Annotated in this window: 13 protein-coding genes; 3 read left to right on the forward strand and 10 right to left on the reverse strand. The window is 59.3% G+C overall.

Annotated elements, in window-relative coordinates; genetic code table 11:
- Positions 1 to 10: 10 nt before the first annotated feature.
- From NB231_RS14855 to NB231_RS14900, 10 genes are all read right to left on the reverse strand, one after another.
- Complete coding sequence (locus NB231_RS14855) at positions 11 to 967, reverse strand: sulfotransferase family protein (RefSeq protein ID WP_050756119.1); 957 nt, start codon at positions 965 to 967, stop codon at positions 11 to 13.
- Positions 968 to 1191: 224 nt separating this feature from the next.
- Positions 1192 to 1836 carry a lipoyl(octanoyl) transferase LipB gene (gene lipB / locus NB231_RS14860; RefSeq protein ID WP_040664255.1) on the reverse strand — a complete coding sequence of 215 codons (645 nt, stop codon included), beginning with the start codon at positions 1834 to 1836 and terminating at the stop codon, positions 1192 to 1194.
- Positions 1837 to 1891: 55 nt separating this feature from the next.
- Positions 1892 to 3046, reverse strand: a complete 1155-nt coding sequence (locus NB231_RS14865; RefSeq protein WP_040662537.1) for a D-alanyl-D-alanine carboxypeptidase family protein — start codon at positions 3044 to 3046, stop codon at positions 1892 to 1894.
- Between the two features lie 218 nt (positions 3047 to 3264).
- A complete protein-coding gene (locus NB231_RS14870; protein ID WP_005004439.1) occupies positions 3265 to 4044 on the reverse strand; it encodes a septal ring lytic transglycosylase RlpA family protein in 780 nt (259 codons plus the stop codon).
- Complete coding sequence (mltB, locus tag NB231_RS14875) at positions 4041 to 5054, reverse strand: lytic murein transglycosylase B (RefSeq protein ID WP_005004440.1); 1014 nt, start codon at positions 5052 to 5054, stop codon at positions 4041 to 4043. The genes NB231_RS14870 and mltB overlap by 4 nt, the downstream gene beginning before the upstream one ends.
- Positions 5055 to 5209: 155 nt before the next feature.
- Positions 5210 to 6313 (reverse strand): rod shape-determining protein RodA, encoded by a 1104-nt coding sequence (rodA, locus tag NB231_RS14880; protein WP_040664270.1) that lies wholly within the window; start codon positions 6311 to 6313, stop codon positions 5210 to 5212.
- A 45-nt stretch (positions 6314 to 6358) separates the two neighbouring features.
- Positions 6359 to 8209, reverse strand: a complete 1851-nt coding sequence (gene mrdA / locus NB231_RS14885; RefSeq protein WP_005004442.1) for a penicillin-binding protein 2 — start codon at positions 8207 to 8209, stop codon at positions 6359 to 6361.
- Between the two features lie 7 nt (positions 8210 to 8216).
- Entirely contained in the window at positions 8217 to 8666 is a 450-nt protein-coding gene (gene mreD / locus NB231_RS14890) for a rod shape-determining protein MreD (protein ID WP_232210492.1), read from the reverse strand.
- 35 nt (positions 8667 to 8701) lie between these two features.
- A complete protein-coding gene (gene mreC / locus NB231_RS14895) occupies positions 8702 to 9589 on the reverse strand; it encodes a rod shape-determining protein MreC (RefSeq protein WP_332247724.1) in 888 nt (295 codons plus the stop codon).
- 353 nt (positions 9590 to 9942) lie between these two features.
- Positions 9943 to 10986: a rod shape-determining protein gene (locus NB231_RS14900; RefSeq protein WP_005004458.1), complete on the reverse strand. Its 1044-nt coding sequence runs from the start codon at positions 10984 to 10986 to the stop codon at positions 9943 to 9945.
- Positions 10987 to 11105: 119 nt separating this feature from the next.
- Here NB231_RS14900 and gatC point away from each other — a divergent pair, with 119 nt between their 5' ends.
- The 3 genes from gatC to gatB all read left to right on the forward strand — a co-directional run bounded on the left by gatC (position 11106) and on the right by gatB (position 14424).
- Positions 11106 to 11393, forward strand: a complete 288-nt coding sequence (gene gatC, locus NB231_RS14905; protein WP_005004459.1) for an Asp-tRNA(Asn)/Glu-tRNA(Gln) amidotransferase subunit GatC — start codon at positions 11106 to 11108, stop codon at positions 11391 to 11393.
- A gap of 81 nt (positions 11394 to 11474) precedes the next feature.
- The gene (gene gatA / locus NB231_RS14910) at positions 11475 to 12929 is read left to right on the forward strand and encodes an Asp-tRNA(Asn)/Glu-tRNA(Gln) amidotransferase subunit GatA (protein WP_005004460.1); all 1455 of its coding nucleotides are present in this window, start codon (positions 11475 to 11477) and stop codon (positions 12927 to 12929) included.
- Between the two features lie 61 nt (positions 12930 to 12990).
- On the forward strand, positions 12991 to 14424 hold the full coding sequence (gene gatB, locus NB231_RS14915; RefSeq protein ID WP_005004461.1) for an Asp-tRNA(Asn)/Glu-tRNA(Gln) amidotransferase subunit GatB: 1434 nt from the start codon (positions 12991 to 12993) through the stop codon (positions 14422 to 14424).
- The last annotated feature ends 4 nt before the right edge of the window (positions 14425 to 14428 follow it).

Below are 14428 nucleotides of genomic sequence, written 5' to 3' on the forward strand. Positions count from 1 at the left end.
CCGGGCGGTTTTAGCCGTCGACCCAGTGCGAAAGATCCCGTTCCAGCAGCTCCGAGAGCTTCATGATCTCGCCGCGAAAAGTCTGCGCCAGCTCCCGGTGCATCCGCGAGTCGAGCTTCGCTCGTGGTTCGTTGATCGTATTCCAGTTTTGTAAGCGCTTTTGCGCTCGCTTGAGCAGCGAGCGTTTGCGTTCGCTTTTGGGGGCGTGTGGATGCACTCCCCCAACGAACAGGGTGGGTGGCCGTTTTACCAGACGTTGTAGCCATCGGGAACGGTATCGGCGGTTGCTCCTTACTGGGGAGAATACACTGCGGCCATCGTCCTTGGCGCCGATAAAGCTCAGCACTCCTCGGTACGTGGTCGAAGGGTCGCTGATGAAATCATCGAACACAATGACATGACAGCGTTGTCGGCCTGCGAGGCTGAAGATCTGCTCCAGGTAACTTCCCAGGCGACCGATCTCGGTATACTGCAGATGCCGCGGGTCGCTGCAGGTGGGCGGTACTCGGCGGCCCTGGGCGCGTAGACTCTGCAACTGCCAGGCTTGGCGGAAGTCACCGACATCCTCTTGCAAAATATAAAGCAAGCGGGCGTGATATGACTGGAGCATCGCCACCGGCGAGCGCAGCATCACAATGAAGCGCGCGTTTGGGTTGATCCGGAGGATATGCTCGAGGGCGTCTTTCGAGTAAAGATATGATACGGAACCCTCGCCGAGAATGCGGTTTTCATGGCTGCAATGGCCATAGAAGCGCTCGATGTAGTCCCGTTGCAGATTTAAGGTATCCGAGGTGGCCAGGGGCGAGGTAAAAAAATGTGGCTCCTTAGGGCGTGCGAAACATATTTTGGGGTGTTTGCTGAGATAGCGGCTCATTGCGGTGGTGCCGCAGCGGGGCGCGCCGACGATGAAAAATGTCGGTAGTGTTCTGACGCCGTGGATTGTCGGTTGACGGTTGAACGTGGTCATCTCGGTGAATCGATACTCATCTGCCGCGAGTAATAGGGGGGTTGCCGTATTTCTACGGGGCTCACGATACGTATACTTACTTAACCGCCGCTGTATGGTTCCGCTCTAACATGGCCAATCCAATAGGGCCGGCCGCAGCAGTGGTTCGATACGCGGCAACAACGACTCGCGACGTTGCGCCACCAGAGATTATTAGGGAGTCCATATAAGAACTCCCTTAGATTTTAGACATTAACCGAACGTACACGCGCTGCGCTGAGCTCATTTGCCAGCGCTCGGGCCACTGACTGGCCCACCGCATCCAGCGACAGTTCCACACCTTGTTCACGTAGGTCCGTCACCGCCAGTCCGGGATAGCCGCAAGGGTTGATTCGGCTGAAGGGCTCCAGCTCCATCGCGACATTGAATGCAAGGCCATGGTATGTGCAGCCGCGCCGCACCCGTAGCCCGACGGCCGCAATCTTGGCCGCACCGACATAGACACCGGGGGCCTCGCGGCGCGCATGGGCGGCAATGCCGTGGCCGGCAAGCACTCGAATTACCGTATTTTCCAATGCCGAGACTATACTACGCACCCCGATGTCCCGGCGTCGCAAGTCGACCAGTGTATAGGCCACCACTTGTCCCGGACCATGATAAGTGACCTGTCCGCCGCGGTCCACCGCCAGTACGGGTATCGCGCCGGGCGTTAGAATATGCTCTCGTTTGCCGCTCACCCCTAGAGTGAAAATGGGCGGATGTTCGAGAAGCCACAGCTCGTCTTCGGTGTCCGCACTACGGTCCGCCGTGAAGGCCTGCATGGCGCGCCAGGTTGGCTCGTATTCGACCCGTCCGAGTTCGCGCACGCGCAACCCCGCAGTTGCCATCATCTGTAATTGGTTTGCCTCCACCATCGCCTTGTTTTCAGTCTAGAAGCTCTCTGCGCTATTGCAGTATGAGCAAAACCTCGTCGGTCATGCGCCGCCATATGCCGCCTTCGGAGATGTCCTCGAGTGCCACGAGCGGCTCCGAAGAAATCGTCTGACCGTTGAGCTGTACATTGACCTTGCCGTATTGCTCGCCGCGCGTCACTGGCGCCATGAGCAAGTTGTCCACATTCATAGAGGCCTTGAGGTTGTCATACTGGTGCTCGGGGATGGTTACGAAAAGGTCATGGGTCAAGCCAAGCGGCAGCATCTCGAGCGCGCCTTTCCATACTCGGGCCTTGGTAAGGCTCTGACCGGCCTGGTACAGGAGGTGTGTCTTAAAGAAGCGGAAGCCGTAATTGAGCAGGGCCTGGGTGTCACTGAGCCGCGCTTCCTCACTGCCTGCGCCCATGACCACAGAGATCAAGCGCATGTTATCGCGCTCGGCGCTGGAGGCAAGGCAATAACCAGCCGCTTCGGTGTGGCCGGTTTTGAGTCCGTCCACCGAAGGATCGCGCCAGAGTAACTTGTTTCGATTGTACTGCTCGATTCCGTTGTAGGTGTATTTCTTTTCGGCGAACATGGAATGATATTGAGGGAAGTCACGCATGAGTGCCTGCGAGAGAAGGGCGGTGTCATGCGCCGTCGTGTAGTGCTTCGGATCCGGCAATCCGGTGGCGTTGACGTAGTGGGTGTGCTCCATACCCAACGTGCGAGCGTATTGGTTCATGACTTGCGCGAAGGTCGATTCGTTGCCGGCCACGTGCTCGGCGAGCGCCACGCTGGCGTCGTTGCCGGATTGCACGATCATACCCTGGAGTAACGCTTTGACCGGGACTTTGTCGCCGACTTCGATGAACATACGCGAGCCGGGCTCGCGCCACGCCTTTTCGCTCACGGTGACCTGATCGTCTATGGCAATGTGCTTGGATTTTAGCTCACTGAAGACCACATAAGCAGTCATCATCTTAGTTAGACTCGCCGGATCGTGACGTTTATCGACGTTGACCTCGACTAGCACCTGATTGCTGTCGTGGTCCATTAGGATGTAGCTGTCCGCACCTAGGGTGGGTGGTGACGGTACGGGAATGGCCTGTGGCTGTGGTGTGGCGGCAGCGGCGATCAGCGCTGTGTTGAGTACGATTAGGATAATCAATAACCTGATTGCCTGCATAATTTGGTTCGCTGTGTGGAGGTTGCTCGAAGGTTCGTTTGTTGTTAGACCGGCACGTTAGTCCGCAATGATTCGGTGTTGAGCGAAAATTCATCGGTTCGGCCCGAGTTTTGGATTCCTCAAGCAAAGACCGAATTCAGCAACAGGTTGCGGCGTAGCGCTAGCGGATGCAGCCCGCCCCATCGTCGCCGCAGCCGGCGCCGCTGACCGAATCGAATTTAGGGCGAATCGACCATGTGTGCATCGTCGACACCATAGTCAGCCAATTGTTGGGCAAGCCGGACGGCCGCTTCACGGCTGCGCAATGGGCCCAGCCTTACCCGGTAGTATTTGTTCCGCCCACGCTGAATAGGCTCCACCCGTATCGGAGTTGTGAATTGGCCGGTCTCGAGTTGTCCTTGTAGCCGATAGGCGTTCGCTTGATCAGTAAATGCTCCCGCTTGGACATAAAATACCGCGTCGCGTTGAGCGTCAATGGCACTCACGGGGACGGCTGCGGGCGCCTGAGGGGCGGCGCTTGGGTGTCGCTCACTCGCCTGGGTTGGCCTGGCGCTCAGGGCACGGATCTCCACCGTTGCAATGCCCTCATTGAGCATGTCGAGCTGCTTGGCCGCTGCATAGGAAAGATCGATGATGCGATTGCGCACGAATGGACCTCGATCATTGATGCGCACCACCGCGTGCCGCCCGTTTGTCAGGTTGGTTACTTCGACCCGGCTGGGGATGGGTAGGCGCTTATGAGCGGCCGTCATGGCATACATGTTATAAAGCTCGCCGCTGGAGGTGCGTCGGCCGTGAAATTTGCGGCCATACCAGGAAGCGATACCGTGTTGGACGAAACCATCGGCGCTACGCAGGACATGGTAGCGTTGACCGTGCACCACGTAGCTGCCTGTCTTGACGCTCGAACGGCTCGATCCGTTTTCAGGGTTGAGACTGCAGCCGGTGGTCGCCAAACCGAAGAGCAAAGCGGTCAACCAGCGCGGCGGCTGTGTCATCGGCCCGTCTCGTGCCGTTGGGAGATTGCCCGGCTCAATTGATAAACGGCCATGGCATAGAGCGCACTGTGGTTATAGCGTGTGATGACATAGAAGTTGGGTAGCCCGACCCAGTATTCGGGGCCCTCCTTACCCTCGAGAATGACCAGGCCAGCCGGCTGCTCGGCGGAGAGTGTATGCTTGGGGACTACCCCACGTTTGCGCAGCTCAGCCACGCTGCTATCGGCCTTGAGTTGCCGCGCTGCTTGGCGGCGTGGGAGCTCAGTGGCCACATTCGCTGGCACAGCTACGTTCTCGCTGTGCCGCCAACCGTGCTTCCTGAAGTAGTTGGCAACGCTGCCGATGGCATCCTCGGGCTGATCCCACAGGTCACGGTGGCCGTCGCGGTTGAAATCAACGGCATACACACGGTAGCTGCTGCTGATGAACTGCGGTATACCCATGGCCCCGGCGTAGGAGCCTTTGGGCTGCAGCGGGTCGAAGCCTTCTTCCCGGGAGAGCAACAGGTATTGTTCCAGCTCGCTTCGAAAGAATTTGCTGCGCGGTGGATAATCGAAGGCGAGCGTGCGTAGGGCGTCGATAACTCGGTGCTTGCCACGGTAGCGCCCGTAACGGGTTTCAACGCCGAGAATGGCGACAATAATCTGGGGGGGGACTCCATACTGCTGCGCCGCTCGTTCGAGCACGACTTGGTTTTGCTCCCAGAAGGTCACGCCCTGACGGATTCTGGATTGCTGCAGGAAAATCGGTCGGTAACGATGCCAGGGCAGCGCTTCCGCTGGTTTGGCGATTGCGGTCAGTATGTCATCCTGGCGCGCGCTTTGCGCAAGGAGGTGCTCGATTTCCCGAGCATCGAAGCCGTGCCGGCTGGCCATCTGGTCGGCGAAGCGTCCGAAGGCCTTGGTATCCGATGTGTTCGTGTCGGCATGGGCGATACTGACCAGGATCGCCCAGAGCAGTATGGATAAAAGCCCATTCAGGATGTGCGGATAGCATTTTTTTATAGACAAGCCTGTTCTCCTTGCCACATGACCACCCTGGGTTGCGCCGCGCAGTGCAATCCTCGCCGCGCTGGTTCACTGCATTGAGTGCGGTAGTATTAGGTCCGCTGCGCTGACAGATAGCGTCGCAATTCCAGGTTGCCCCCTCGACATCCCGTGCTGGCTCACGACACCCATAGACGTCGATGCGTATGGATGGACATGAGCATACCGAAGGCAGCCAGTAGGGTCACTATGGAGGTTCCGCCATAGCTGATCAGTGGCAGTGGCAGTCCTACCACAGGCAGCAACCCCGATACCATGCCGATGTTCACAAAGAAGTAGATGAAGAAGGTCAGCACGATACTGCCGGCAAGCAGCCGGCCATAATTGTCCTGGGCATGCGAGGCGATATGTAGGCCGCGGGCGATCACCATAAAATAGAGCACCAGTAACAGGATGACACCGATGAACCCAAACTCTTCGGCGAGCACGGCGAAGACGAAATCGGTGTGTTGCTCCGGTAGGAAGCTTAGATGCGCTTGGCTCCCGTTGAGCCAGCCTTTGCCGTACAGACCGCCCGAGCCGATGGCGATCTTCGATTGGATGACGTGGTAGCCGGTGCCGAGAGGGTCACGCGTCGGATCAAGGAAGGTCAACACCCGCTCGCGCTGATAATCGTGTAACAAGAGAAACCATAACGGCGGGGCGCTCGCTGCCATGGTAATGATCATGGTCAAAATCACCCACCAGGCGAGTCCGACCAGGAAGAGTACGGAGAGGCCGGATAGGGTTACCAGCAAGGCGGTGCCGAGATCGGGTTCGATGGCGATTACCCCTGCCGGTACGACGATGAGGAGCAGGCTGATGGCAAGACGACCCCAATGAGGGGGCAGATCCCTGGCACCAAGAAATGCGCTCAGCATCATGGGCAAGGCGAGTTTCATCATTTCCGAGGGCTGAAAGCGCACCACTCCCAGATCCAGCCAGCGCTTAGCACCGCCTCCGGCGACACCGAACAGGAGCACGCTGAACAGTAACAGTAGACTAAGCCCATAGAACCAGGGCGCCCAGCGTCGCAGCTGTCTCGGAGGTATTTGCGCGACCGCAAACAGCACGCCGAACGCGATGCCCAGCCGTACCACTTGCTTGTCGATCTGATCGATCTGCGCTCCAAACGCGCTGTAGAGGACGATCAGGCCAAAGACCGCGAGCAGCAGCAATGGCGTCAACAAGGTCGGATCGATATGCAGACGGCGCTGGATGAACGACAGTTGAGTAGTGGCCACGGTCGAATCGGTAGGGTTGAAGCGCACGCTTAGGGCATCCTTCAGTCAGCCGGTAAGCCAGGCATCCATTACTTGTCGGGCGATCGGGCCCGCCACGGCGCCCCCGCTGCCACCGTTTTCTACTACCACGGCCAGCGCGATGCGTGGATTGTTAACCGGGGCGAATGCGATAAACAGCGCATGGTCGTGTAAATGCTCGGCTAAGGCGTTGTCCCCAGCGCGTTCCTCGGCGGCGTGGTCCAGGCCGAAGACCTGCGCGGTGCCGGTTTTCCCGGCGATGACATAGCTCGCCCCTTCGCCCACGCGGCGAGCGGTGCCATGGTGGGCGTTGACTACCGCCACCATGGCCTCCTTGACCCGCTCCCAATGCTCGGGCGCTTTTAACGCAAGGGCCGCTCCAGGGTGGTGCGGTAAAGGTAAGGGCCTGAGCGTGCTCTTACCTGGCGCACGAGAGGCGCGCCCGAGGTGCGGAACGATGGGTCGGCTGTGGTTGGCGAGCAGCGCGGTCGCGTAGGCGAGCTGTAGCGGCGTCACCAGTAAAAACCCCTGCCCGATGCCGGTGATGACCGTTTCGCCAGGGTACCAGGGCTCACCTTTGGTCTGACGTTTCCAGCGCCTCGAGGGGATGAGCCCGCGGAGCTCACCTTTTAGGTCGATCCCGGTCGGTTGTCCGAAGCCAAATCGCGCCAGCGCATCATAAATGGCATCGATGCCAAGATCGTAGGCAAGTTTATAGAAGTAAACGTCGCAGGACTGGGCGATTGCCTGCTCGAAGTTCATCCAGCCATGCCCCCAACGCTTCCAATCATACCAACGATAACTGCTGCCCGAGAGGCTGAAGTGGCCGGGACAATAAATCGTGTCGTTGGCCTGGCGTACCCCCGTTTCGAGGCCGGCTAGACCGACGAACGGTTTGATCGTCGATCCAGGAGGGTATTGGCCGCGCAGGCTGCGATTGAACAGCGGTTCATCCCGGTTGGTTTGTAGGCGCTTGTAGTCCTTCAGGGCAATCCCGTTGACGAACAGATTCGGGTCATAGGCCGGTTTGCTGACTAAGGCGAGAATCTCGCCGTTGCGGGGATCCAGTGCAACCACGGCGCCGCTGCGGTTACCCAGCGCGTTCTCTGCGATCCTCTGTAGACGTAGATCCAACGTAAGATAGAGATCCTGCCCTGGGGTCGGGGCGCTGTGTGAGAGCGTTCGAATGATCCGGCCCAGCGCGTTCGTCTCCTGGTGTTCCAGCCCGGCCGCACCATGCAACAAAGTCTCGTAGTAGCGCTCGATTCCGATCTTGCCGATGTGGCTGCTGGGCTGGTACTGGGTAGGATCGGCTTGGCTGAGTTCGTGCTCGTTGATTCGTCCGACGTAGCCGAGGGCGTGTACAGCGATTTCCCTGTGTGGATAGTGGCGGGTCAGATGCGCCTTGACCTCCACACCAGGGAAGCGTTGGCGGTTCACCGCGAAGCGCGCCACTTCGACTTCGGTAAGCTCGAACTTGAGCGGAATTTCCTGAAACGGCGGTGATTGCTCGAGCAGGACGTGGAAGCGTTCCAGATCGGTCGGGCGCAATTTCACCAACCCGGCAAGGCCGCGCAGGGTAGCTCGCAGATCCTTCACCTGCTCGGGGACGAGCACTAAGCGGAAAGATGGCCGATTCTCGGCAAGCAGGATGCCGTTGCGGTCATAAATCAACCCCCGGGGCGGCGGTATGGCTCGCAGACGCAGCCGATTATCCTGCGAGAGGGTAGTGTAGCGTTGGTGGTTGAGTATCTGGAGGTAGCCAAGCCGGCTGATAAGGCCGCTGGCGAGCACCAGCATGCCGAGCAATGCAACGGCCAGGCGGCGGCGTATGATGCGGATATCGTGGGCATGATCGCTAAGGTGTGGCAAAAACATGATGGCTCTACCGCACCTGGAAGCGGCGGCGAACCGCGCGCAGACCTAGGAATAGAGGCGGCCAGAGCGCGGCGCCCGTCAGCGCCGGCAGCCAGTATTGCCAATCGACGCCCGGGTGGCCGATCAGTCCCCGAGTCCACAGCAAAATCAACCGTATGACCAGCAGCAACAGCAGCGTACTTAGAGCCTGTTGCCACAGTGGAAAGACGCGAATCTGCCGATGCAGTTTGAGTGTGAGGAAAGCGGCAACACTGAAGGCGAGCGCATGTGCACCGAGCAGGAATCCCTGCAGCACATCCTGCAGCAGCCCGACTGTCCACGCTACGGTGACCCCGACCCGTTGGGGAAGTGCCATACACCAATAGATGAGAATCAGGGCGGTCCATTCGGGGCGCAGTGGTTTTGCCCACATCGGCAACGGTAGGACAGTCAAAACCAGGCCTGCCAGCAGGCTCAACAGAATAATCCGAGCAGCGGAGGGCGCGCACACGCTCACGGACCGGGCTGCTTCCCCGGCGGCGGCTCAACCTTGTCGCCGGTGCTTGTCAGCCGCACGGCTTTTTGATCGCGTTTGACCACTAGCACCTCCTGCAGCCGATCCAGCGCCGCTGTAGGGCTGGCCAGCACCCGCGCGAATGGCGGCCCTGGATCCGTGGTAACGGATTTCACGCGTGCCACCGGGTAGCCGCGTGGAAAGCGCCCGCCCAAACCCGAGGTGATCAGTAAATCGCCAGCCCGAATGTCCGTATTATTGGGGAGATTGGTCAGCTTCAGTTCGTGGAGATTGCCGGTGCCCACGGCGATGCTGCGGATGCCGTTGCGGTTGACTCGCACAGGAATGGCGTGGCTGGGATCGGTGATCAGCCGCACCATGGCGCTGAGCGGCCCCACTTTATCCACCTGGCCGACGATCCCATCGGCATCGAGTACCGGCTGGCCGTGGAAGATACTGTCGCGAGCGCCTTTGCCGATCTGTATTAAGTGGCTGTACGGGTCTAGGCTGACGCGCATCAACGGTGCGATCAACACCGGCTTCCCAACGTCATAGGATGAGTCGAGCAGTTGACGCAAGCGAATATTCTCTTCTTCGAGTGCGTCGAGCTTTTGTAGTCGTGCTTCATTGAGGAGTCGTTGGGCCTGCAGACGCTCGTTTTCTGCCATCAATCGGCGCCGCCCGGAGAGCTCCCGCGAGATCACGTTGCCCATCTCGAAGGGAAAATCCACCACCACCCGAATGGGATACACCATTGCGGCGAGCGTATAGCGGATGGGTTCGGGCACGCCTTGCCGCTGGTCCAGCGCCATTAGCAATATCGAGAGCAGGGCCAGCACGATGACGCGTACCGTGATCGATGGGCCTTGTCTGAACAGCGGTTTGATGGTGTGCCCCCAAGACTCGGTATTACGTCGATATTACGAATAACACCTGGCGGTCGCGTCTATCGAGCGGTGTCGGCCAGCCCGCTTCTGGCCGATCGCTGTGGTAAAGGGTGACATTTTGGGCTTTAGCGTTGCTTGAGTCCATGAACAGCATCGCAGCTGCGCTAAAGAGACGCTGATTTATTCGATAAGCCTCCTTCGAGAGAGATCTACTGAGCGCAGTCGAAGGGTTCAGGGCGAGCAGCTAACGTATTGATGCCTATTCCCTTGTGTCCGCTCATGCTGAGTCATGAGCTTGACGAATGGCCGAGAAGCATGAGCGGAGTAAGCGTCTTGCTGAAGGAGTGGTTCGGTTACTCGGCAACGAACAGATCAGCACCGCGCTCGTCCATCAGTTCGAGCGCTTTGCCGCCTCCGCGGGCCACACAGGTCATCGAGCCCTCCGCGATCACTACCGGCAAACCCGTTTCCTCCATGATTAGGCGGTCGATGTTGCGAAGCAGCACGCCGCCGCCCGTCAGTACGATGCCGCGCTCGGCTACGTCGGCGCCGAGCTCGGGCGGAGTCTGCTCCAAGGCGGTTTTTACCGCGCTGACAATGCCGGACAGTGGCTCCTGTAAAGCCTCCAATACCTCGTTGCTGTTAAGGGTAAAGCTGCGCGGAACACCTTGAGCTAAGTTGCGTCCCCGGATCTCGATCTCGCGGACCTTGGTGCCGGGGAAAGCGGTACCGATCTCGTGTTTGATGCGCTCGCCGGTGGCCTCGCCGATCAAGATGCCGTAATTACGTCGCACATAGTGAATGATGGCCTCGTCAAAGCGGTCACCGCCAATGCGCACCGAAGCCGAGTAGGCGATGCCGTTGAGTGAGATCACGGCTACTTCCGAGGTGCCGCCGCCGATATCCAGAATCATCGAGCCATGGGCTTCGTCCACGGGCAGTTTGGCGCCGATGGCAGCCGCTATGGGTTCTTCGATCAGAAAGACCTCGCGTGCGCCGGCGCCGATGGCGGATTCTTTAATCGCCCGGCGCTCGACCTGAGTAGAGCCGCAGGGTACGCATACCAGCACTCGAGGGCTTGGTTTGAAAAAGCGTGCTTCGTGCACTTTGCGAATGAAGTGCTGGAGCATCTTTTCGGTGATCGTGAAATCCGCGATTACCCCGTCCATAAGGGGGCGGATGGCGCGGATCGTGTTGGGAGTTCGGCCCAACATCAACTTGGCCTCGACGCCCACTGCGGCAATGGATTTGGGGCCGCCGTCTCGATTCTGCCGGATGGCCACTACCGAGGGTTCGTTCAGCACAATCCCTTGGCCACGAGAGTAGATCAGTGTATTGGCAGTACCTAGATCGATGGAGAGGTCGTTAGAGAAGAGCCCACGAATTCCCTTGAACATGCTCGACGTAACGCCTATTCGGAAGACTCTGATAACCCAACCGAAAGGTGGGGCTTGGGCAAGCTTGCAAGTATGTTAAACTTTTTCGTTTTCTCGCTTGATTGAATGGAGTCTTGATTATGTCCCTTGGACCCTCGCAAGTTCGAGAAATTGCACATCTTGCACGTCTTACGATAGACGGCAACGATATACCGGCCTACGCGGAAAATCTATCGAGAATTCTTGATTTCGTGGATCAGTTGGGTTCGGCTGCAACCGAGGGCACCGCGCCGTTGGCCCACCCGCTCGAGATGCCGCAACGGCTGCGCGCGGATGCGGTCGATGAGGAGGATCAGCGTGAGCTGTTCCAGTCCATCGCACCGGCGACGCAAGATGGGCTGTATTTGGTGCCAAAGGTGATCGAATGACTCGGGCGTGAGCGGCGCCGGCACGTGTGATTGTTTTGCAAATCTAGGGCCCCGACCCCGTTTGAGTAGGATCCAAGAGCTATGCACAAAAAAACCATTGCGCAGCTGGTGGCGGGTTTGCGCAGCGGTGAATTTACCAGTATTGAGCTCACGCGGGCGTGTTTGGAGCGCATCCGGCGGCTCGACTCGAAACTCAACGCGTTCATCACCGTCTCCGAGGAGCAGGCTTTGGCCGCCGCGCAGGCGGCCGATAGCGCTCGGGCCGTTGGCCAGGGCGGAGCGCTTACGGGTATTCCTATCGCTCATAAGGACATCTTTTGCACCCGGGGGGTGAAGACCACTTGCGGCAGCCGCATGTTGGATAATTTCATTGCCCCCTACGATGCGCATGTAGTCGAGCGTTTGAAGGCCGCGGGCGCGGTCATGGTGGGCAAGACCAATATGGACGAGTTCGCTATGGGCTCGTCCAACGAGACCAGTTTCTTCGGCCCGGTGCGCAACCCTTGGGTCGATACGGCCGTGCCGGGCGGGTCCTCCGGTGGTTCAGCCGCGGCCGTGGCAGCGCGGCTGGTGCCGGCAGCGACGGGTACGGACACCGGCGGTTCCATCCGTCAACCGGCGGCTCTGTGCGGCATCAGCGGCCTCAAGCCAACCTATGGGCGGGTGTCGCGCTACGGCATGATCGCCTTTGCCTCGAGCTTGGACCAGGGCGGACCGATGGCGCGTACCGTGGAAGATCTGGCCTGGCTGATCGAGGCGATGGCAGGTTTCGATCCGCGCGATTCCACCTGCGTCGAGCGCCCGGTGCCGCGCTATGCGGCCGGTATCGATGCGCCGCTGACGGGCTTGACGATCGGTCTGCCCAAAGAATACTTCGGCGAGGGGCTGAGTCCGGCGGTCGGCGACCTCATTCAGGCAGCCATCGATGTGTTGCACCGGTTAGGCGCGCAAATCAAGGAGATTTCGTTGCCCAATTCGCGCCTGGCGGTGCCGGTCTACTATGTGATCGCCCCGGCCGAGGCCTCCTCCAATCTCTCCCGCTACGACGGGGCGCGATACGGCTATCGCTGTAGCCAACCCCGGGATCTGGAGGACATGTATGAGCGCACCCGTAGCGAGGGTTTTGGCGCCGAGGTCAAGCGCCGCATCATGGTGGGCACTTACGTACTCTCGGCGGGTTACTACGATGCCTACTACCTAAAGGCGCAACAAGTGCGCCGCATGATTCGGGATGATTTTATCCGCGCTTTCGAGGAAGTGGATGTCATCATGGGGCCGACCGCGCCGACGGCGGCCTTCGATCTGGGCGAGAAAACCTCGGACCCGGTGCAAATGTACTTATCGGATATCTATACGATCGCGGTCAACCTGGCGGGTTTGCCCGCGTTGTCGATTCCGACGGGTTTCGCCGCGGGGCGGCCGGTGGGGCTCCAGCTCATAGGCAACTTCTTCGCCGAGGAACGATTGCTCAACGTGGGGCATCGGTATCAGCAGGAAACGGATTGGCATGCGCGCATACCACCCGGCTATGAGTGAGCCGGGTGGCTGCCGATAAGCGGGCGGCGCACGGATTTTTGGGACTAAAGAAGAGGCGGGCATGAACTGGGAAGCGGTCATCGGGCTCGAAGTCCATATTCAGCTGGCGACCAAGACCAAGATTTTCTCCGGGGCGGCGACAGCTTACGGGGCGGCGCCGAATACCCAGGCCTGTGCCATCGATCTCGGCATGCCCGGTGTATTGCCGGTGCTCAATGAGCAGGCTGTGCGTATGGCCGTGAAACTGGGTCTCGCGTTGGGGGCGACTATTGCGCCACGTTCGGTGTTCGCCCGCAAAAATTACTTCTATCCGGACCTGCCCAAGGGCTACCAGATCTCGCAATACGAGCTGCCGGTCGTGGCCGACGGCGAACTCACTATCGAGCTCGACGCTGATGTGAGCAAGCGCATCGGAATCATCCGGGCGCACCTGGAAGAGGACGCCGGCAAGTCTCTGCATGAGGGCTTCGAGCAGGTTACCGCAATCGATTTGAACCGTGCGGGAACGCCGCTGATCGAGGTGGTTTCGGCACCGGATATGCGCTCCGCGAAAGAGGCCGTGGCCTATATGAAAAAGCTGCATAGCCTGGTGCGCTATTTGGAAATCAGTGACGGCAACATGCAGGAGGGCTCCTTCCGCTGTGACGCCAATATTTCGGTGCGTCCGCTGGGTGAGCAGCGCCTTGGAACTCGGACCGAGGTGAAGAACGTCAATTCCTTCCGCTTCGTCGAGCGCGCCATTAATTACGAAATCCAGCGCCAAATCGAGCTATTGGAGGACGGTGGCAAGGTAGTGCAGGAGACTCGGCTATTCGACACCAGCCGCAACGAGACCCGTCCCATGCGGACCAAAGAGGAGGCGAATGACTATCGCTACTTCCCAGATCCGGATTTGTTGCCGCTGGAGATCGAGCCCGCACTGATCGAGGAAGTTCGCAAGACGCTGCCGGAGCTTCCCGATGCCAAGCGCGAACGCTTCATGCGGGACTATGGGCTGGATGCCTACGACAGCACGGTGTTGACCGCAAGCCGCGCTCTGGCCGATTACTTCGAGGCGGTGGCGGCGCAGTGCGCCGACGCCAAGTTGGCCGGCAATTGGGTCATGGGGGAATTGGCCGGAGCCTTGAACAAGGCGGGGTTGGATATTACCGAGACGCCGGTTAGTTCCGAGATGCTCGGTGTTTTGCTTCAGCGCATAAAGGACAATACTTTATCGGGCAAAATCGCTAAGGAGGTCTTCGAGGCCATGTGGAACGGCGAAGGCGGGGCCGATGCCGTGATCGAGCGGCGCGGGCTGAAACAGCTCACCGATCGTTCCGCTCTCGAGGCTATTATTGAGGAAGTCATCGCCGCCAATCCGAACCAGACGCAGCAATACCGCGCCGGCAAGGAGAAGCTGCTGGGGTTTTTTGTCGGTCAGGTGATGAAAGCGACAAAGGGTCAAGCTAACCCGCAGCTGGTCAACGAATTGCTGCAAGAAAAGCTCGGCGGCTGAAAGA

It is taken from the genome of Nitrococcus mobilis Nb-231 (assembly GCF_000153205.1).
Classification (GTDB): domain Bacteria; phylum Pseudomonadota; class Gammaproteobacteria; order Nitrococcales; family Nitrococcaceae; genus Nitrococcus; species Nitrococcus mobilis.